This is a genomic window from Pseudoxanthomonas koreensis (assembly GCF_041890415.1).
Taxonomy (GTDB): Bacteria; Pseudomonadota; Gammaproteobacteria; order Xanthomonadales; family Xanthomonadaceae; genus Pseudoxanthomonas; species Pseudoxanthomonas koreensis_A.
Window position 1 is genome coordinate 969,114 of the sequence record NZ_CP169056.1, and the last position, 20,014, is coordinate 989,127.

Annotated in this window: 15 protein-coding genes; 9 read left to right on the forward strand and 6 right to left on the reverse strand. The window is 71.8% G+C overall.

Annotated features, from left to right (window positions below; all coding sequences use genetic code 11):
* Nucleotides 1-130 precede the first annotated feature (130 nt).
* The 3 genes from thrA to thrC are packed head-to-tail and all read left to right on the forward strand — an operon-like array spanning nucleotide 131 to nucleotide 4,897.
* Entirely contained in the window at nucleotides 131-2,632 is a 2,502-nt protein-coding gene (gene thrA, locus ACEJ41_RS04500) for a bifunctional aspartate kinase/homoserine dehydrogenase I (protein WP_374013595.1), read from the forward strand.
* Entirely contained in the window at nucleotides 2,629-3,558 is a 930-nt protein-coding gene (locus ACEJ41_RS04505) for a homoserine kinase (protein ID WP_374013596.1), read from the forward strand. Before thrA ends, ACEJ41_RS04505 begins: the two co-directional genes overlap by 4 nt.
* Before the next feature lie 49 nt (nucleotides 3,559-3,607).
* Entirely contained in the window at nucleotides 3,608-4,897 is a 1,290-nt protein-coding gene (thrC, locus tag ACEJ41_RS04510) for a threonine synthase (RefSeq protein WP_374013597.1), read from the forward strand.
* A gap of 611 nt (nucleotides 4,898-5,508) precedes the next feature.
* On the opposite strand, the gene ACEJ41_RS04515 is transcribed toward thrC, so the two are convergent.
* The 4 genes from ACEJ41_RS04515 to queG all read right to left on the reverse strand — a co-directional run bounded on the left by ACEJ41_RS04515 (nucleotide 5,509) and on the right by queG (nucleotide 9,882).
* A complete protein-coding gene (locus tag ACEJ41_RS04515) occupies nucleotides 5,509-6,018 on the reverse strand; it encodes a phosphatase PAP2 family protein (RefSeq protein ID WP_374014065.1) in 510 nt (169 codons plus the stop codon).
* A gap of 73 nt (nucleotides 6,019-6,091) precedes the next feature.
* A complete protein-coding gene (locus tag ACEJ41_RS04520; RefSeq protein ID WP_374013598.1) occupies nucleotides 6,092-7,249 on the reverse strand; it encodes a glycosyltransferase family 4 protein in 1,158 nt (385 codons plus the stop codon).
* A gap of 84 nt (nucleotides 7,250-7,333) precedes the next feature.
* Nucleotides 7,334-8,692 (reverse strand): exodeoxyribonuclease VII large subunit, encoded by a 1,359-nt coding sequence (gene xseA, locus ACEJ41_RS04525; RefSeq protein WP_374013599.1) that lies wholly within the window; start codon nucleotides 8,690-8,692, stop codon nucleotides 7,334-7,336.
* A gap of 83 nt (nucleotides 8,693-8,775) precedes the next feature.
* Nucleotides 8,776-9,882, reverse strand: coding sequence for a tRNA epoxyqueuosine(34) reductase QueG (queG, locus tag ACEJ41_RS04530; RefSeq protein WP_374013600.1), 1,107 nt, complete (start codon nucleotides 9,880-9,882; stop codon nucleotides 8,776-8,778).
* 82 nt (nucleotides 9,883-9,964) lie between these two features.
* Here queG and ACEJ41_RS04535 point away from each other — a divergent pair, with 82 nt between their 5' ends.
* The 6 genes from ACEJ41_RS04535 to ACEJ41_RS04560 all read left to right on the forward strand — a co-directional run bounded on the left by ACEJ41_RS04535 (nucleotide 9,965) and on the right by ACEJ41_RS04560 (nucleotide 17,288).
* Nucleotides 9,965-11,449, forward strand: coding sequence for an NAD(P)H-hydrate dehydratase (locus ACEJ41_RS04535; RefSeq protein ID WP_374013601.1), 1,485 nt, complete (start codon nucleotides 9,965-9,967; stop codon nucleotides 11,447-11,449).
* Complete coding sequence (gene tsaE, locus ACEJ41_RS04540; protein ID WP_374013602.1) at nucleotides 11,446-11,931, forward strand: tRNA (adenosine(37)-N6)-threonylcarbamoyltransferase complex ATPase subunit type 1 TsaE; 486 nt, start codon at nucleotides 11,446-11,448, stop codon at nucleotides 11,929-11,931. The genes ACEJ41_RS04535 and tsaE overlap by 4 nt, the downstream gene beginning before the upstream one ends.
* A gap of 75 nt (nucleotides 11,932-12,006) precedes the next feature.
* Entirely contained in the window at nucleotides 12,007-13,491 is a 1,485-nt protein-coding gene (locus ACEJ41_RS04545; protein WP_374013603.1) for an N-acetylmuramoyl-L-alanine amidase, read from the forward strand.
* A 100-nt stretch (nucleotides 13,492-13,591) separates the two neighbouring features.
* Complete coding sequence (gene mutL / locus ACEJ41_RS04550) at nucleotides 13,592-15,406, forward strand: DNA mismatch repair endonuclease MutL (RefSeq protein WP_374013604.1); 1,815 nt, start codon at nucleotides 13,592-13,594, stop codon at nucleotides 15,404-15,406.
* Nucleotides 15,385-16,347, forward strand: coding sequence for a DUF1684 domain-containing protein (locus ACEJ41_RS04555; protein ID WP_374013605.1), 963 nt, complete (start codon nucleotides 15,385-15,387; stop codon nucleotides 16,345-16,347). The genes mutL and ACEJ41_RS04555 overlap by 22 nt, the downstream gene beginning before the upstream one ends.
* 32 nt (nucleotides 16,348-16,379) lie before the next feature.
* Nucleotides 16,380-17,288: a TraB/GumN family protein gene (locus ACEJ41_RS04560; protein WP_374013606.1), complete on the forward strand. Its 909-nt coding sequence runs from the start codon at nucleotides 16,380-16,382 to the stop codon at nucleotides 17,286-17,288.
* Between the two features lie 34 nt (nucleotides 17,289-17,322).
* Here ACEJ41_RS04560 and rnfB read toward each other — a convergent pair whose 3' ends face one another.
* Both rnfB and metG read right to left on the reverse strand, forming a co-directional pair.
* The gene (rnfB, locus tag ACEJ41_RS04565; protein ID WP_374013607.1) at nucleotides 17,323-17,769 is read right to left on the reverse strand and encodes an Rnf electron transport complex subunit RnfB; all 447 of its coding nucleotides are present in this window, start codon (nucleotides 17,767-17,769) and stop codon (nucleotides 17,323-17,325) included.
* 50 nt (nucleotides 17,770-17,819) lie between these two features.
* Nucleotides 17,820-19,901: a methionine--tRNA ligase gene (gene metG / locus ACEJ41_RS04570; RefSeq protein ID WP_374013608.1), complete on the reverse strand. Its 2,082-nt coding sequence runs from the start codon at nucleotides 19,899-19,901 to the stop codon at nucleotides 17,820-17,822.
* Nucleotides 19,902-20,014 lie beyond the last annotated feature (113 nt).

The following is a 20,014-nucleotide window of genomic DNA, read 5'->3' on the forward strand; positions in this document are numbered from 1 at the left end:
GGCATTATCTGCCCGGTGCGGTCGGTCGTGGTCGAGTAACCAACGAAACCACGGCCCCGCACCCGAATCCCGGGCGCGGGTACACCCGCTTCCGGATGCGCGTGCAGGGCCTCGAACCCGAGGTCCATCCATGTCGTCGTCCGCCGCCGCAAACGTTCCTTCCGACGCCGCACCGGCGCGTACCGTGGTGCACAAGTTCGGCGGCACTTCCGTTGCCGATGCCGACCGTTACCGCCACGTCGCCACGCTGCTGCGTGCGCGGGGGGAGACGCTGCAGGTCACCGTGGTCTCGGCGATGAAGGGCGTGACCGATGCGTTGATCGAGCTGGCGCAGGCTGCGGGGGCGGATGCGCCGGAGTGGCGCGGGCGCTGGCAGTTGCTGCGCGAGCGGCACCACGAGGCGGCCGGGTCGCTGCTGGGCGAGGGTGCGGGGCCGTTGCTGGAGTGGCTGGACCAGCGTTTCGAGGAGCTGTTGCGGGTGCTGCAGGCGCTGGGTGTGATCGGCAGCCTGCCGGAGGAGGTGCTGCAGCGGGTGCAGGGGCTGGGCGAGGTGTATTCGGCACGCCTGCTTGGCGAGTACCTGTGCGCGCTGGGCGAGGACTGCGCGGTACTGGATGCGCGCGAGGTGCTGGTGGTCAGCCATGGCGAGCTGGGCGTGGACGTGGACTGGGAGCGCAGCGCGCAACGCCTGCAGCAGTGGCGCCAGGCCAATCCGCAGCGGCGGGTGGTGGCCACCGGCTTCGTCGCCCGCGATGGGCAGGACCGCATCACCACCCTGGGCCGCAATGGCAGCGATTATTCGGGTGCGATCTTCGCCGCCCTGTTCGAGGCCGACGAACTGCATATCTGGACCGACGTGGATGGCGTGCTGTCGGCCGATCCGCGGGTGGTGCCCGAGGCGGTGCAGCTGGAGTCGCTCAGCTACGACGAGGCCTGCGAGCTGGCCTATTTCGGGGCCAAGGTGGTGCATCCGCAGACCATGGCGCCGGCGATCGAGCGCGGCTTGCCGATCATCATCCGCAACACGTTCCATCCCGATCATCCGGGCACCCGCATCGCGGCCCGGCACGACGTCAACGGTCCGGTCAAGGGCCTGACCCTGAGCCCGGGCCTGGCCCTGCTCAACCTGGAAGGGACCGGCCTGATCGGGGTGCCGGGCACGGCCGAACGGGTGTTTGCCGCGCTGCGCACCGCCAAGGTGTCGGTGGTGATGATCTCGCAGGGCTCGTCCGAGCATTCGATCTGCTGCGTGGTCAAGCAGGCCGACGCCGAACGTGCGCAGGCTGCGCTGGCAACGGCGTTCACCCACGAGCTGGCCGGCGGCCAGGTGCAGCGGGTGCAGTACCTGCCGGGGATCAGCGTGCTGGCGGCGGTTGGCGATGGCATGGCCGGGCAGCCGGGCGTGGCCGCGCGCCTGTTCCAGTCGCTGGGACGGGCGCAGGTGAACATCCGCGCCATCGCCCAGGGCTCGTCCGAGCGCAACATCTCGGTGGCCATCGACAGCGAGCAGGCCACCCGCGCGCTGCGTGCCGCGCATGCCGGCTTCTATCTTTCGCCGCAGACCTTCGCGGTGGGCGTGATCGGGCCGGGCAACGTGGGTGCCGCGCTGGTGGACCAGTTCCTGGCAGCGCAGGGGCCGTTGCTGACGCGCGCCAACCTTGACCTGCGCCTGCGCGGCATCGCTTCCAGCCGTCGGCAGGTGCTGGACGTGCGCGGCATCGGCACCGACTGGCGCGAGCGCCTGGCCAGCAGCGAGGAGCCCGCCGACCTGGACCGCTTCACCGAGCAACTGCTCGACTCGCACCTGCCGCACATCATGATCGTGGACTGCAGTGCCAGTGCCCAGATCGCCGACCGCTACCCGCAGTGGCTGGCCGCCGGCATCCACGTGGTCACGCCCAACAAGCAGGCCGGCGCAGGCCCGCTGGCGCGCTACAAGGTCATCCGCAAGGCTGCTGCCGCCAGTGGTGCGCGCTTCCGCTACGAGGCCACGGTGGGTGCGGGCCTGCCGGTGATCTCCACCCTGCGCGACCTGCTGGACACCGGCGACGTGGTGACTTCGATCGAGGGCATCTTCTCCGGCACCCTGGCCTGGCTGTTCAACAAGTACGACGGCAGCGTGCCGTTCTCGCAGCTGGTGGCGCAGGCGCGCGCGCAGGGCTATACCGAGCCGGACCCGCGCGAGGACCTGTCCGGCACCGACGTGGCGCGCAAGCTGGTGATCCTGGCGCGCGAGGCCGGCTGCGACCTGAGCCTCGAGGACGTGCAGGTGGAAAGCCTGGTGCCCGAAGCGCTGCGCCAGGCCAGCGTGGAGGATTTCATGGCGCGGCTGCACGAGGTCGACGCCGGCTTCGCCACCCGCCTGGCCGATGCCCGCGCGCAGGGCAGCGCCCTGCGCTACGTGGCACGCCTGGATGGGCAGGGGCGCGCCAGCGTGGGCCTGGTGGAACTGCCGGGCAGCCATGCCTTCGCCAACCTGCGCCTGACCGACAACGTGGTCCAGTTCACCACGCACCGCTACTGCGACAACCCGCTGGTGGTGCAGGGCCCGGGTGCAGGCCCGGAGGTGACCGCGGCGGGCGTGTTCGCCGATGTGTTGCGGGTGGCTGCCGGTCGCGGGGCGCGCCTGTGAGCCCGGCCCAGCGCGATGCCACCGCGTTCTCGCCGGCCTCGGTCGGCAATGCCGCGGTGGGCTTCGACATCCTGGGCTTCGCCCTTGCCGGTGTCGGCGACACGGTCACGGTACGCCGCATCGCCGAGCCGCTGGTGCGCATCTCCGCCATCCGCGGCGCGCCGTTCCCGCTGCCGCTGGAGGCCGAGCGCAACACCGCCGGCAAGGCGCTGATCGCGATGCGCCAGGCGCTGGAGCTGGAATACGGCTTCGAGCTGGAAATCGAAAAGGGCATCGCCCTGGGCTCGGGCATGGGTGGCTCGGCCGCGTCGTGCGTGGCCGCGCTGGTGGCGGCCAACGCACTGCTGGACACGCCGCTGACCCGGCATGCGCTGTATCCGTTCGCGATGGCCGGCGAGGAAGTGGCCAGCGGCGGCCGCCATGGCGACAACCTGGGCCCGATGCTGCTGGGCGGTCTGGTGCTGGCCACCGCCGACCGGCTGGTGCGCATCCCGGTGCCGTCCGCGTGGCACAGCCTGGTGGTGCATCCGGAGGCGGTGCTGGAAACCCGTCGCGCGCGCGACGCGCTGGCTGGCAGCTATGCGTTGAAGGACTTCGTCGCCCAGAGTGCAAACCTGGCGCTGGTGCTGGCCGGCTGCCATGCCGGCGATGAGGTGCTGGTCCGCGAGGGCCTGCGCGATGTGCTGGTGGAGCCGCGGCGGGCACCGCTGATCGGCGGCTTCGACCTGGCCAAGGCGGCGGCGCTGGATGCCGGTGCCATGGGTGCAAGCATTTCCGGTGCCGGGCCCAGCGTGTTTGCCTGGTTCCCCACCCGCGACGATGCGCTGGCGGCGGCGCCATCGGTGCAGGCTGCGTTCGCCAGGGCCGGCTTCGACAGCCAGGCCTGGGTGTCGCCGCTGGACAGCCCCGGCGCCGCGCTGCTGTAACGCCTGTCGCGCACCCACGATCCAAGACAACGACGATACGGAACCGACCATGGAATTCATCTCCACCCGCAATGCCTCCCCGCCGGCGTCACTGAGCCAGGCCATCGCCGCCGGGCTGGCACCCGATGGCGGCCTGTACGTGCCGGCCAAGTTGCCGGCAGGGCGCGCGCTGGAGGCCGGTGCAAGCCTGGCCCAGACCACGGCCTCGCTGCTGGCGCCATTCTTCGAGGGCGATGCACTGGCCCCGGCGCTGCCGGCCATCTGCGCCGAGGCGCTGGATTTCCCGGTGCCGCTGAAGCCGCTGGCAACGCCGGGTGACCATGTGCTGGAGCTGTTCCATGGCCCCACCGCCGCGTTCAAGGACGTGGGCGCGCGCTTCCTCGCGGCCACGCTGGCGCGTATCCGCCACGGGCAGACGCAGCCGCTGACCATTCTGGTGGCCACATCCGGCGATACCGGTGCAGCGGTGGCGGCGGCGTTCCACGGCCAGCCGGGCCTGCGCGTGGTGGTGCTGTATCCGGATGGGCGGGTATCGCCGCGCCAGGCGCACCAGTTGGGCTGTTTCGGCGACAACGTCAGCGCGCTGCGCGTGGCCGGCTCGTTCGACGATTGCCAGGCGCTGGTCAAGCGCGCGCTCAACGACGCGGAACTGCAGGCGCAGGTGCCGTTGAGTTCGGCCAACAGCATCAGCCTGGGCCGGCTGCTGCCGCAGATGAGCTATTACGCGCACGCGGCGCTGAGCCACCACGCGGCCACCGGCAAGCGCCTGAACTTCGTGATCCCCACCGGCAACCTTGGCAATGCGCTGGCCGCGATCCTGGCCCGCGCCCAGGGCGTGCCGCTGAATCGCATCGTGCTGGCCACCAACGCCAATCGGGTGCTGCCGGAGTTCTTCGCCGGCGATGCCTACGTGCCGCGCGCCAGCCTGGCCACCACCGCCAATGCGATGGACGTGGGCGCGCCGAGCAATTTCGAGCGCCTGCGCTGGCTGTACGCCGGCGACGATGCGGCGTTGCGCGCGGCCTACACCGCCATCTCGGTGGACGATGACACCATCCGGGCGACCATCCGTGCCCGCTGGGAGCGGCATCGCGAGGTGTTCTGCCCGCACACTGCCACGGCGGTGCATGTCCTGCAGACCTTGCGCGGGGACGGTGCCGATGGCGATTGGGCAGTGGCGGCCACCGCGCATCCGGCCAAGTTCGAGGCAGTGGTCGAGCCGCTGGTCGGGCACGCGGTGGAGGTGCCGCCGGCGCTGGCCGAGTTGCTGGCCCGTCCGGCCCATGCCACTCCGGTGCAACCTGAGTACGACGCCCTGCGCGCGCACCTGCTGGGCTGATCGCGGAACGATCAGGACGGACGCCGCTGCAGTGCTGCGGCGCTCGGGCGCGTTGCGTGCGGGCACTGGTCAAGGCACTGCGACAGGTTCTGCTGCACGCTGCAGTGTCAGCGGAAGCGGAAGCGGAAGCGGAAGCGGAAGCGGGAAGCGGAAGCGGAAGCGGGAAGCGGGAAGCGGAAGGGCGGGGGGGCTTGGTCGCGACGGCGCGGTGCGATGCCTGCTGCCGCTCATGTCCCCCGGCTGCAGCCTGCGGCCGCAGCCTCCTCCTTGACTTCCCGTCAGCAGGCATCGCACCACGCCGTGTCACGATCATCGGCCGCCGTATGTAGGAGCCGGTCTTGCCGGCGACCTGCCGCATGCAGGAGCCAGTCTTGCCGGCGACCTGCCGCATGTAGGAGCCGGTCTTGCCGGCGACCGCGGTGCAGGGACTTCCCGTCAGCAGGCATCGCACCACACCGTGTCACGATCATTGGCCGCCGCCTGTAGGAGCCGGTCTTGCCGGCGACCGCGGTGCGGGGTGGTGTGTCGCGATGCCGCAGCCTGCGTCGGGTCGCCGGCAAGGCCGGCTCCTGCAAGACGTCCACGCCCATCGGCCGCCGTGCCCGTCCGCTTTATCCGGGAGCCTGCGCCAGGGCCGGAACCAGCGGGCCCAGCCAAAGCGAGGCCCCTGCCAGCAGCGCGCCGATGCCGGTGGCGGCCAGCACGTCGCTGGGATAGTGCAGGCCCAGCACCACCCGCGATACCGCCACTGAAGCGGTGAATGGCACCAGCACCATCGCCAGCCACGGGTAGTGGGCCAGGGCCACGATGGTGAACGCCACCGCGTGCAGGGTGTGTCCGGAGGGAAAACTGAACTCGTCCAGCGGCGCCACCCAGGCGCGGATGCGGCCGTCGGCGGCGAACGGGCGCGGCCGCCGCGTCCAGCGTTTCAGGCCCTTGTACAGCGCCAGCGCCACCAGCCCGGTGAGCGCCAGTTGCAGCGCCGCGGCCAGCCCATCGCGGCCGTCCCCCAGCATCATCAGGCCCATCAGCGCGTACCAGAACGCCCCGTCGCCCAGGCGGCTGACCAGGGAGAAATAGCGCCGTACCGCGCACCGTGCGCCCCAGCGGTTGGCCTGCATGCACCAGCCATGGTCGCGCGCGTGCAGCACCGCGGCGCGACGGCGTGGTGGCGCGCCGGCGGCCACGGCCGGTTCAGGCGGCGAGGGCGGCATCGTCTCCTCCCCGGCGGACCAGGGCCGCCAGCAATGCGTCGAAATCGGCTGCGACCTGTTCCGGCCGCAGCCGCAGGACTGCCTCGCGCGCCGCCCGGCCCATCGCGCGGCGCGCTGGATCGTCGCCGGCCAGGCGCAAGGTGGCCGCGATGAAGCCGCCCTCGTCGTCCACCCGCGCGCCATGGATGCCGTCGCGCAGGTGCTCGCGCGCCGCGCCCGAGTCGAAGGCCACGGTCGGCACGCCGCTGGCCATGGCTTCCAGGGTGACGTTGCCGAAGGTTTCGCTGCGGCTCGGGAACAGGAACAGGTCGGCGCTGGCGAAATGCCGCGCAAGGTCGCCACCGCGGCGGGTCCCGCAGAACACGAAGTCCGGGTTGGCACGCTCCAGTGCCGCGCGTGCGGGACCGTCGCCGACCCACACCATGCGCGCATCCGGGCGCCGCGTCTGCAACGCGCGGAAGGCGCGCACCGCCAGGCCCAGGTTCTTCTCCGGGGCGATCCGGCCGACGTGGATCGCCACCAGGGTCGCCGCGCCCGCGCCCCAGGAACGGCGCAGCCCGGCATCGCGCAGGGCCGGTGACAGCTGCGCGGTGTCCACCGCGCGCGGCAGCCGCTGCACCCGCTGGAATCCGCGCGCCTGCAGCAACAACAGCAGTTCCTCGGTGGGCACCAGGGTGGCGTGGGCGCGGTTGTGGAAGCGGCGCATCCAGGCCAGCGCGGCGCCTTCCAGCCAGGGCATGCCGTAGTCGCGCATGTAGTGGTCGAAGCGGGTGTGGAAGCCGGAGGCCACCGGGATGCCCAGGCGCGTGGCCGCGCGCAGCGCCGACCACCCGAGCGGACCCTCGGTGGCGATGTAGACCGCATCCGGTGGACGGGGCATCCAGTGACGCACCAGCTGGCCGCTGGCCGGCAGGCCCAGGCGCAGGCCGGGATAGCGCGGCAGCGCCGCGCCACGGGTGCGCAGGGTGGCGATGGCCGGTTCCCGGCCGGCCTCGTCGCCGGTCTCGCCGGGCTGGTGCGGGCGCACCACTTCCACCGCGTGGCCGCGCGCGCGCAGCCCCAGGGCCAGGCCCTGCACGGTCAGGGCGACGCCGTTGACTTCGGGCGGGTAGGTCTCGGTGACGAGGGCGTAGCGCATGCGCGGCAGCTCCGGTTTCGGGCCAGCCTGCATCGCCTGCATGCAGCGCCGGTGACGCTGCGATGACGCTTGTGTGACGCGGCCCTAGTCGCTGCCTTGCACGGGCGCCGGCTGCACCGCGTCCACCGACAGCAGCAGCGAACCGTCGCTCAATCGTGCCTGCAGGCGCGCGCCTGGCGTGGCCTGGCTCACCGACTGGACCAGGCTGCCGTCGGCTGCGGTAAGGATGGTGTAGCCGCGGGCGACCGTGGCCAGCGGGCTGCAGGCTTCCAGTGCACGCGCCAGCGCGCGCAGTTTCAAGGCATCGCGCTGGAGTACGCGTGCGATGGCTGCTTGTGGTCGCGGCCGCAGGCGCTGCAGGCGGGCCTGCGCCTGTGCCAGCCGGCGCAGCGGATGGTGCGCGCGCAGCACCGCGGCGGCATGCCGCAGGCGTGCCTGTCGCTGCTGCAGGCGTTGCCGCCACAGCGCGTCGAGCCGTTGCCCCAGCGCCTGCTGGCGCTGCCGCAGCATGCGCAGGCGGGCCTGCGGCGAGTGCGCCTGCAGGCGCAGCCAGGCGCGGTCGGCGCGCTGGATTGCCTGGGCCAGGCGGTGGCGCTGCGCGGCCTGCGCGCGTCCATGCAGGCCACGCAGGCGCGTGCGCAGGTCCTGCGCGTCGGGCACCAGCAGTTCGGCGGCCACCGATGGCGTGGGTGCGCGCAGGTCGGCGGCAAAGTCGGCCAGGCTGAAATCGGTCTCGTGGCCCACGGCCGATACCACCGGCACCGGGCAGGCGGCGATGGTGCGGGCCAGGTGCTCGTCGTTGAACGCCCACAGGTCCTCGAGCGATCCGCCGCCGCGTGCCAGCAGCACCGCGTCGTAGCGGCCGCAGGTGCCGGCGCGCTGCAGCAAGTCGGCGATCTGGGCCGCGGCGGTGTCGCCCTGGACCAGGCTGGGCAGCACGTCCACCTGCAGCAGCGGCAGGCGCCGCGACAGTACGCTGAGCACGTCGCGTACCGCCGCGCCGGTCGGCGAGGTGATCACGGCAAGGCGGCGCACATAGGCGGGCAGGGGGCGCTTGCGCGCCGGGTCGAACAGGCCTTCGGCCTCGAGCCTGGCCTTGAGCGCGTCGAACGCGCGGCGCAGCGCGCCCTCGCCGGCCTCTTCCAGGTGCTCCAGGATCAGCTGGCAATCGCCGCGCGCCTCGTACAGGGTGAGGCGCCCGCGGCCGAGCACCTTCATGCCCTCGCGCGGCACGAACATGAGCCGCTGGCTCTTGGGCTTGAACATGGCGCAGCGCACCTGCGCGCGCGCATCCTTGAGGGTGAAATACAGGTGCCCGGAACCGGGGCGGGTGACGCTGCCCAGTTCGCCTTCGACCCACACCTGCGGGAATGCACTTTCCAGCAGGTCGCGCGCCAGCGTGTTGAGCTGGCTCGGGGTGAGGACGGGATTGTGCTCGGACATCGATGCGCGTGCGGGGCGGCGGGACAGGATAGCGCGGGGTGTGCGCATCGGGCGGACCTTCCGGGGAAGGCGCGCCATCCTGGTCAGGATGAAGCCCGTTGCCCTTCCAACCGCGCCAGCGCCCACTGCACGTGCTCGCGCACCAGGGCGGAGGGATGGTCGCGGCGGGATGCCAGCGCGGCCAGGACCCCGGGAGTGGATGGTGCGTTGCCCAGGGCCACGGCGATGTTGCGCAGCCAGCGTTCATGGCCGCTGCGCCGGATCGGGCTGCCCTCGGTGCGGCGCAGGAATTCCTCCTCGTCCCAGGCGAACAGTTGCGCCAGGCTGGCGGTGTCCAGGTTGTTGCGGGCGCGGAAGTCGGGTTCGTCGGTGCGCTTGGCGAACTTGTTCCACGGGCATACCAGCTGGCAGTCGTCGCAGCCGAAGATGCGGTTGCCGATGGCCGGCCGCAGGTCCTCGGGAATGGCGCCCTCGTGCTCGATGGTGAGGTAGGAAATGCAGCGGCGCGCATCCAGCCGGTACGGCGCGATGATGGCGCCGGTGGGGCACACCTCGATGCAGCGCGTGCAGGTGCCGCAGTGGGCGCTGGCCGGTTCGTCCACCGGCAGCGGCAGGTCCACGTAGATCTCGCCGAGGAAGAACCAGGAGCCGCCGTCGCGATCGATCAGGCAGGTGTGCTTGCCGATCCAGCCAAGCCCCGCGTTGCGCGCCAGCGCGCGCTCCAGTACCGGCGCCGAATCCACGAATACCCGGTGCCCGAACGGGCCGATCTCCTGCTGCACGCGCGTGGCCAGCGCCTGCAGGCGGTTGCGCATCAGCTTGTGGTAGTCGCGCCCCAGCGCATAGCGGGCCACGTAGGCGCGCTCGCCGTCGCGCAGGGTGTCCCAGGCCTCGTCGCCATCGTTGCGGCCGTAGTCCAGGCCCACCGAGATCACCCGCACGGTGCCGGGCACCAGCTCCGGTGGCCGCGAACGCTTGTCGCCGTGGCGCGCCATCCATTCCATGGTTCCGTACAGGCCACGCGCAAGCCAGTCGCGCAGGTGCTCTTCGTCCGGGCCCAGTTCCACCCCGGTGATGCCGCAATGCTGGAAGCCCAGTTCACGTGCCAGCGCGCGGATGCGCCGTGCCACCGCCGCCGGTTCGAAGGCCGCGGTGCGGTGCGCCGGTGCATCGGGCAGGTCGCTGGACATGGAACGGGACTCTCGCGGTCGGGCACGTGGAAATCCACCCGGTTCCTGCTGCGCCAGCGGTGGGCGCGCTTAGAATCCGTGCATGGACCACCCCGACGCATTGTACGCCGCCGCTTCGGCGCGCCAGCTCGACCGCCTGGCCACCGCGGCGCTGGGCGGTGACGGTTACGTGCTGATGCAGCGCGCAGGCCAGGCCGCATGGCGCACGCTGCTGCAGCAGTGGCCGCAGGCGCAGCGCGTGGTCGTGGCCTGCGGCAGCGGCAACAACGGCGGCGACGGCTACGTGCTGGCGCGGCTGGCGCTGCAGTCGGGCCGCCAGGTGCGGGTGGTGCGCGCGGCCGATGGCGATCCGCGCACGCCGCTGGCCCGGCGCGCGTGTGCCGACTACCTGGCTGCCGGCGGCCAGGTGGACCTGTTTCCCGCACCACTGGACCAGGCCGACGTACTGGTCGATGCGCTGTTCGGGATCGGACTGGAGTGCGCGCCGCGCGCGCAGTCCGCAGCCCTGATCGCCGCCCTCGACGCCGCCGCCGCACCGGTACTGGCGCTGGACGTGCCCAGCGGCGTGGATGCCGACCGCGGCAGCGTGCCGGGCGCGGCACTGCGCGCGCAGTGCACCGTGCAGTTCATCGTCGCCCATGCCGGCCTGTACACCGGCGCGGCGCTGGACCACGCCGGGCAGTTGCTGCTGGACCATCTGGACGTGGACGCCGGCCACTGGGCGGATGCGGCGCCTGCGGCGGCCACGTTGCTGCACGCCGGGCACCTGCGCGCCTGGTTGCCACCGCGTCCACGCGACACCCACAAGGGGGCATCCGGCCGCGTGCTGTGCGTGGGCGGCGACCACGGAGGCGGCGGAGCGGTGCTGCTGTGCGCCGATGCGGCACTGCGCTGCGGCGCCGGGCTGGTCACGGTGGCGACGCGCGCGGCGCATGTCGCCGGCTTGCTTGCGCGGCGGCCCGAAGCGATGGCCCGTGCAATCGACGATGCCGATGCGGTGCAGCCGCTGCTCGATGCCGCCGATGTCATCGCCTGCGGGCCCGGGCTGGGTACCGGACCCTGGGGTGCGGCGCTGTACCGGCATGCATTGGCGTGCGGGCGGCCCCTGGTGCTGGACGCCGACGCGCTGAACCTGCTGGCCGCCGATCCGCGCCCGGTTGGCGATGCGGTGCTCACCCCGCATCCGGGCGAGGCCGCGCGCCTGCTCGGAACCGACACCGCCAGCGTGCAGCGTGACCGCTACGCCGCTGCCGCCGCGCTTGCCGCGCGCCATCGCTGCACGGTGGTGTTCAAGGGTGCCGGCACGATAGTCGCTGCGCCCGGGCAGGCCCCATGCGTGCTGGGCGCGGGCAACCCCGGCATGGCAACCGGCGGCATGGGCGACCTGCTCACCGGCGCGATCGCGGCGATGCGCGCGCAGGGCTTGCCCGCCTTCGAAGCGGCATGTGCGGGCGCGCTGCTGCACAGCCTGGCCGGCGACGCCGCGGCCACCGACGGGCAGCGCGGCCTGCTGCCCTCCGACCTGCTGCCCTGGATGCGGCGCCTGGCCAACCCGGAGACCGAATGATGCAGATCATGCTGGCCGACCCGGAGGCGACCGACGCCCTGGGCCATGCATTGGCCGACACCCGGCCGCAGCCGGCGGTGGTGCACCTGCGCGGCGACCTGGGCGCCGGCAAGTCCACCCTGGCACGCGCGCTGCTGCGCCGGCTGGGCGTGCAGGGACCCGTGCGCAGCCCGACCTACACCCTGGTGGAGCGCTATCCGGTTCCCGGTGGCGAGGCGTGGCACCTGGACCTGTACCGGATCGGCGACGCCGGGGAGCTGGATTTCCTCGGCCTGGACGGCGACGAGGCCACGCTGTGGCTGGTGGAGTGGCCCGAACGCGGTGGCCAGGGCTTGCCCCACGCCGATCTGCGGATACAGCTGGCCCAGGAAGGGCAGGGCCGCCTGGCCCGGCTCGAGGCGGCGTCAGCGGCGGGTCGGAGCTGGCTGGCCGCACTGCAGGAAGCGGGCCGCTTGCAGGGACTTGTTGCCACGCCACCCTAGGAAGGTGGCACAGGTTGCGGATTATTAAGGGAAAACCTCTTGCAATCACCGGAAAGCGGTGCTTGAATCCGCTGCATGCGCCTCGAAATGGCCCGGATCGGACGGTGGTGGGCGGGCTTCGTGCTCGCCGCCGGCGCATGCCTGGGCACCGCCTCGGCCGGCGAGATCGACACCATCGTGGTGGAGCAGGGCGCAGCCGGCACCCGCGCCGAAGTGCGCCTGCAGGGGGCAGGCAGCTACCGCACCCTGTCGCTGACCGGGCCTCACCGGCTGGTGCTGGACCTGCCTGATTCGCGGGCTGCGCAGGCGCTGCGCGTGCCCGCGCCCGCCGGCCTGGTGACCGGCGTGCGCACCGGCCATCCGGTCCCGGGAACCTTCCGCATCGTGTTCGAGCTCGCCGCGCCGGTGGCCGCGCTGCCACTGCGCATGGAGCCGGCGCCCGGCGGCGCCCGGTTGCTGATCGAATGGCCCGGCGATGGCCCGGCAACCGCCGCCAGCACCACACCCGCACCGGTCTCGACCGCACCGCCCGCAGCCGCAGCCACTGCGGCTGCGCCGGCGGCTGACCCGCATGGCGATGCGGCGCGCGCCACGGCGCTGCTGACCGCGCAGGCGACCCAGGCCAGCACCACCACGGCCGCCGCTGCAACCGCGACCCCCGGCCCTTCGCCGCAGGCAATCCTCGAAGGGCGGGTGCCACCGTCACCGGCCACGCCGGTCGCAATCACCGCGCCGCCGGCCAGCACCGTTGCGGCGCCGCCAGCGCAGGTCGCGCCGACGCCGCCTGCCGCCATCACCGGCCGTCCGTTGATCGTGGCCATCGATGCCGGGCATGGCGGCCAGGACCCTGGCGCCATCGGCCCCACCGGCAAGCGCGAGAAGGACGTCACCCTGGCCATGGCCCGCGAACTGGCCAGGCAGGTCAACGCCACCCCGGGGCTCAAGGCGTTCCTGGTGCGCGACAGCGACGTGTTCATCCCGCTGCCGATGCGTGCCCAGCGCGCGCGCGCGGCCAAGGCCGACATCTTCATCTCCATCCATGCCGATGCGGCCGAGAACCGCAACGCGCGCGGCTCGTCGGTGTACGTGCTCTCGACCAAGGGCGCCTCGTCGCAGCGCGCGCGCTGGCTGGCCGACAAGGAAAACGCGGCCGACCTGGTGGGCGGCGTGCGCCTGCAGCAGACCGAGGCGGTGCTGGCCAACGTGCTGCTGGACCTGGCCCAGAGCGGCCACATGCGTGCCTCCGAGGACGCCGCCCAGCACGTGCTCGGCGGGCTCAAGCGCGTGGGCAACAACCACAAGCCGAACATCGAGCGCGCCAATTTCGCCGTGCTGCGCACCTCGGACATGCCGTCGATGCTGGTGGAGACCGCGTTCATCTCCAACGCCGACGAGGAGAAGCGCCTGGTCGACCCAGCGTTCCAGCGCAAGGTCGCCGGTGCGGTGCTGGACGGCGTGCGCACCTACTTCACCCGGCAACCGCCGCCGGGCACCCTGTTTGCCGCGCGTGCCGAGGCCGAGCAGGTGGCCATGGCCGGCGGCGTCGGCGGCACGCCCTGAGCCTGCGCGTGCCTGGGCCGTCGCTGCCGGGTGGGAGCGGCATCGGCGCAGGGCTATCATCCATGCACCTTCCCTGTTGCGGCGTGCGCCGCCGCTGCCCGTGCCGATCCGTCCGCTGCCCGACACCCTGATCAACCAGATCGCCGCCGGCGAAGTCGTCGAGCGTCCGGCCTCGGTGGTCAAGGAGCTGGTGGAGAACGCGCTGGACGCCGGCGCCCGCCGGGTCGACATCGATCTGGAGGAGGGCGGCATCCGCCTGATCCGGATCCGCGACGACGGCGGTGGCATCGCACCGGAAGAATTGCCGCTGGCGATCAGCCGCCACGCCACCAGCAAGATCGCCTCGCTCGACGACCTCGAGGCGGTGGCCACGCTGGGCTTCCGCGGCGAGGCACTGCCCTCGATCGCCTCGGTCAGCCGGCTGCAGCTTGCCTCCCGTCGCGCCGGCGATGCGCACGGTGCGGCGTTGCAGGTCGATGGCGGGCGCGTGGGCGAGGTGGTGCCCAGTGCGCACGCGACCGGCACCACCGTGGAGGTGCGTGACCTGTTCTACAACGTGCCGGCGCGGCGCAAGTTCCTGCGCGCCGAGCGCACCGAACTGGGCCACATCGAGGAATGGCTGCGCTCGCTGGCGCTGGCCCGGCCGGACGTGGAACTGCGGGTCAGCCACAACGGCAAGCCGTCGCGCCGCTACCGCCCCGAGGCCGAAGATGGCGCCGACGCACCTGCCGGTGCGCGCCTGGGCCAGACCCTGGGCGATGATTTCGCCGGCAGCGTGTTGCGCGTGGAGCACAGTGGCGCCGGCCTGCGCCTGCATGGCTGGATTGCGCAGCCGCACTATTCGCGCGCCAGCACCGACCAGCAGTACCTGTATGTCAACGGCCGGCCGGTGCGCGACCGCAGCGTGGCCCACGCGGTGAAACTGGCCTACCAGGACGTGCTGTTCCACGGGCGCCAGCCCGCTTACGTGCTGTTCCTGGAACTGGACCCGACCCGGGTGGACGTCAACGTGCATCCGGCCAAGCACGAGGTCCGCTTCCGCGATGCGCGCCTGATCCACGATTTCGTGTTCCGCACGCTGCAGGAGGCGCTGGCGCATACCCGGGCCGGCACCACGGTCGGTGCATCGGCCGCCGGCGACGCGGCTGCGGCGATGCCCGGCGGCCAGGCGGCACCGGCATGGACGCCACGGCCGCAGCCACTGGGGTTGCGCGTGGACGAAGCACTGGGCGCGTACACGTCGCTGTATGCACCGCCGCCGGGCGATGCCTTGGTGTCCGCAGCGGTGCCGGAACATGCGGCCGCCGCGCTGCCGGCAGGCGATGGCCAAGTCCCGCCGCTGGGCTATGCCATCGCCCAGTTGCATGGCATCTACATCCTGGCCGAGAACGCCGAAGGCCTGGTGGTGGTGGACATGCATGCCGCCCACGAGCGCATCGGCTACGAACGCCTGAAGACGGCGCACGATGGCATCGGCCTGCGCGCGCAGCCGCTGCTGGTGCCGATGGTGCTGGCGGTGGGCGAGCGCGATGCCGATGTGGCCGAGCGCGAGGCGCCAACCCTGGCCGCGCTGGGCTTCGACGTCACCCGCAGCGGGCCGCAGGCCCTGGCCGTGCGCAGCGTGCCGGCGCTGCTGGCGCACGCCGACCCGGACGCACTGCTGCGCGACGTGCTGGCCGACCTGCGTGAGCACGGGGCCAGCCGGAGGGTGGCCGCCGCGCGCGACGAATTGCTGTCGACCATGGCCTGCCACGGCGCGGTGCGTGCGAACCGGCGCCTCACCATTCCCGAAATGAACGCCCTGTTGCGCGACATGGAAGCCACCGAGCGCTCCGGGCAATGCAACCATGGCCGCCCGACCTGGGCGCGCTTCAGCCTGGGGGAGATCGATCGATGGTTCCTGCGCGGACGATGAAGGCGGCCTGCGCCGTCACCACGATGCTGCTGCTGGCGGCGATCGCCGGCTGCGGCGACAAGGGCGGTGAGCCGGCACCGGCGGCCGCGCCGCAGGTGGATGCGGCATTCGCATCGGCTCAGCAGGCCTGGCGCGACCAGCGCCGCGAGGACCTGCTGCGTGCCGATGGCTGGACCAGCCTGGTCGGCCTGCACTGGCTGGACCTGAAGGCGCATTACGTCGGCAGCGGCGAGCGCATCGGCAATGGCGTGCGCTTCGCGTTCGGCCCGGAGCGGATGGGCATGCTGTCGCGCGACGCACGCGGCAACTACTGGTTCACGCCCGAAACCGGCCTGGAGCTGACTTTGAATGATGCGCCGCTGAAAGGCCGGGTTGCATTGCACGGCGACCACCAGCCGGAACCCGGCGTGATCGGCTTCGACGAGGGCAAGGGCCAGGTGAGCCTGATCCGGCGTGGCACCCGCCATGCGTTGCGGGTCAAGCATGCCGATGCACCGACCCGGCTGCAGTTCGCCGGCCTGGAGTACTGGCCTGCCGATCCGGCGTGGCGCATCGAGGGGCGGTTCCTGCCGCATCCGGTCGGCCAGACCCTGCCCATCGGCGACATCATCGGGGTGCAGAGCGATTCGCCCAATCCCGGCGTGGTGGAGTTCGAGCACGAGGGCAGGATCCATCGGCTGGAAGCGCTGGGCGAGCCGGGCCGGGACCTGTTCTTCGTCCTTGCCGACCGCACCAGCGGACACGGCAGCTATCCTGCCGGCCGCTTCCTCGACGCGGCGTGGCCGGGCCCGGACGGCAAGGTGGTGCTGGATTTCAACCGCGCCTACAACCCGCCGTGCGCCTTCACCCTGTTTGCCACCTGTCCGTTGCCGCCGCCGCAGAACCGGCTCGACCTGGCCATCACCGCCGGCGAGAAGACCTACGTCTCGCCGGTGCACTGAGCACCGTGGCCGGATCCACCCTGGGAAACCCGATGTTCCGATTGCCGCACCGCCTGTCCGTTGCGTGTGTCCTGCTGCTGGCACTGGCGTGGCCGCTGCGTGCCGAGCCGCCGGTGCCTCTGTTGTGGAAGGTGTCCGACGCCGACAACGCGGTCTACCTGCTCGGCTCGTTCCACCTGCTGCACGCCGATGACTATCCGCTCTCGGCGGACGTGAAGGCCGCCTTTGCCGATGCCGAGGATCTGTTGTTCGAGTTGTCGCCCGAGGAGGCGACCTCGCCCGGCCTGCCGGCGCAGATGGCGCAGGCGGCCATGCGCCGCCGCCCCGGCGACCTGCGCCAGGACCTGGGCGCCGAGTTGTGGACGCAATTGCAGGCCTACACCGCGGCCAACAACCTGCTGCTGGCGGCACTGCAGGGTTTCGACCCCTGGTTCGTGGCCCTGACCGTGGGCCTGCGCGAGATGGCCAGGCAGGGCCTGGACCCGGCGCTGGGCCTGGACCGGCATTTCATGGATGCGGCACGGCGCACGGGCAAGCCGGCGGCCGGGCTGGAAGCGGCCAGCGCGCAGATCGCGGTGCTGTCCGGCATGAGCCTGGCCGAACAGCGGCAGATGCTGGCCGAGGCGCTGCAGCAGGCGCACGAGGGTCCGGCGCAGTCGCGCAAGCTGCACGCGGCCTGGCGTGCCGGCGATGCGCGGCGCCTGTGGGACGAGATGGCCGCGCAGATGAAGCGCGACTACCCGGCGCTGTACGCGCGCATCAACGTGGCCCGCAACGATGCATGGCTGCCGCTGCTGGAGCAGCGCCTGGCGCGCAAGGACCGCGACACCCTGGTGGTGGTCGGTGCCCTGCACCTGCTGGGCGATGACGGCGTGGTGGACAAGCTGCGCGCGCGCGGTTACCGGGTGGAGCGGATCTGCTCGGCATGCAGGCAGCCCTAGCAGCACGGCGCGCATCGCACCATCACGCATCGCGCTATCGTGCCGCCGCCACCGGCTCCATCACGATGCAGTCCACCGGGCACGCCGGCACGCACAGTTCGCAGCCGGTGCACAGCGGGTCGATGACCACGTGCATCAACTTGGCCGCGCCGATGATCGCGTCCACCGGGCAGGCCTGGATGCACTTGGTGCAGCCGATGCAGTCCGCTTCCACCACCACTGCCACCTGGGTGTCCTTGCACTCGCCACGGCTGCGGTCATACGGCTGCGGCGGCACTCCCAGCACCCGTGCCAGCGCGCGCGCACCGGCGTCGCCGCCCGGCGGGCAATGGTCGACGCCGGCCTGGCCATGCGCCATCGCTTCGGCATACGGACGGCAGCCGGCATAGCCGCACTGGCCGCATTGGGTTTGCGGCAGCAGGCGGTCAAGGCGTTCGACCAGGTCGATGCTGGGCATCATCGGCGGCAGTGGCCTGCACATGTGGCGGGTGGCGCATTATGGCGCCCGCCTTCAACCCGGGCACCCGCGCTTCAGCGCACCGGCATGCCCGGTTGTGCGCCGGCGTCCACGTCCAGCAGCGCAAGTGCGCCGCCGTCGAAGCCGGCCGACAGGATCATTCCCTCGCTGGTGCCGAAGCGCATCTTGCGCGGCGCCAGGTTGGCCACGAACACCACGTTGCGCCCGACCAGCGTTTCCGGTTCGCCGTAGCTGGCGCGGATGCCGGAGAAGATCTGGCGCTGGCCAAGCTCGCCGGCGTCCAGCAGGAAGCGCAGCAGCTTGTCCGATCCGTCGATGAAGCCGCATTCGAGCACCTTGCCGATGCGCAGGTCGAGCTTGGCGAAATCCTCGATGCCGATGGTGGCGGCCGCGCCACTTGCTGCCGCGGCGGGTGCGTCCTTGTGCTTTTCCGGTTTGGCCGGCTTGGCCTGCACCGCTGCAGCCGGCGCCGCGCCGCCGCCGGCCATGGTCTCCTTCGACCCGTCCACCATGGCCGCGATCTGCTTGGGATCGATCCGGGTGAACAGGGGGTCGTAGGCGTTGATCGCGTGTGCCAGCAGCGGTGCATCCAGGTCGGGCCAGGCCTGGACCGGCGCGGCCAGGAAATCAGCCGCCTGGGTGGATGTGCGCGGCAGCACCGGTGCCAATGCGGCGGCCAGCACCCGGAACAGATTCAGGCCCTGGGTGCAAACGGCCTGCAGCCGCGCCTCGGCGCCGGCTTCCTTGGCGATCACCCACGGCTTGTGCTCGTCGATGTACTTGTTGGCCTCGTCGGCCAGCGCCATCACCTGGCGCAGTGCCGCGGCCGCGTCGTTGCGCTCGTAGGAGTCGCGCACGCCATCCAGCGCGGCCACGAAGCGGTCGTACTGCGCGGCGTCGGGCAATGCGTCGGCCAGCCTGCCGTCGAAGCGCTTGTGGATGAAGCCGGCGCAGCGGCTGGCCAGGTTGACGAACTTGCCGACCAGGTCGGCATTCACCCGTGCGCTGAAGTCGGCCAGGTTGAGGTCCAGGTCGTCCACGCCGCCGGAGGACTTGGCCGCGTAGTAGTAACGCAGCGCCTCAGGGTCCAGGCCTGCATCCAGGTAGGTGCGGGCCATGATGAAGGTGCCGCGCGACTTGGACATCTTGGCGCCGTCCACGGTCAGGTAACCGTTGACGTGCAGCCGGGTGGGCGCGCGCAGGCCGGCGCCGTGCAGCACCGCCGGCCAGAACAGGCCGTGGAAGTTGACGATGTCCTTGCCGATGAAGTGGTGCAGCTCGGCCTGGCTGTCCGGGGCGAGGAAGGCGTCGTAGTCGGCGCCGTTGCGTGTGCACAGGTTGCGGAAGCTGGACAGGTAGCCGATCGGCGCGTCCAGCCACACGTAGAAGTACTTGCCCGGCGCGCCGGGGATCTCGAAGCCGAAGTAGGGCGCATCGCGGGAGATGTCCCAGGCGCGCAGCCCGCCTTCGCCGTCCAGCCATTCGCGCAGCTTGGCCTTGACCCCCGGCACGGCCACGTCGCCATCCAGCCACTGGCGCAGGAAGCCCTCGAAGCGGCCGACCTCGAAGAAGAAGTGCTCCGAATCGCGCAGCTCCGGCGCGGCGCCGGACAGCACCGAGCGCGGGTCCTTCAGGTCGGTCGGGGAATAGGTGGCACCGCAGGATTCGCAGTTGTCGCCGTACTGGTCGGCGGTGCCGCAGTTGGGACAGGTGCCCTTGATGTAGCGGTCGGGCAGGAACATGCCCTTGGCCGGATCGTAGAACTGCGCCACCGAGCGCCGCGCGATGTGGCCGCCGGCCTCCAGGCGCGCGTAGAACTGCTCGGTCAGTTCGCGGTTGGCGGCCGAATGGGTGGAGTCATAATGGTCGAACGCCACGCCGAAGTCGGCGAAGTCGCGCTCGTGGCTGGCCTGCATCCCGGCGATGAAGGCTTCCGGGGTCACGCCTGCCTTCTCGGCCGCCAGCATGATCGGGGTGCCATGGGTGTCGTCGGCGCAGACGTAGTGCACGGTGTCGCCGCGCATCCGCCGTGCCCGCACCCACACGTCGGCCTGGATGTAGCCGACCAGGTGGCCCAGGTGCAGCGGGCCGTTGGCGTAGGGCAGGGCGTTGGTGACGAGTGCGGAGCGGGACATGTCGGGGCCGGACGCGAAAGGACCGGCGATTATCGCATGCGCGCGGGTGCGGCCCCGCCTGCGCTCCCGCTGCCTGCGCCCGATGGCGCGGCCGTGGTGTGCGCCGCCACGCG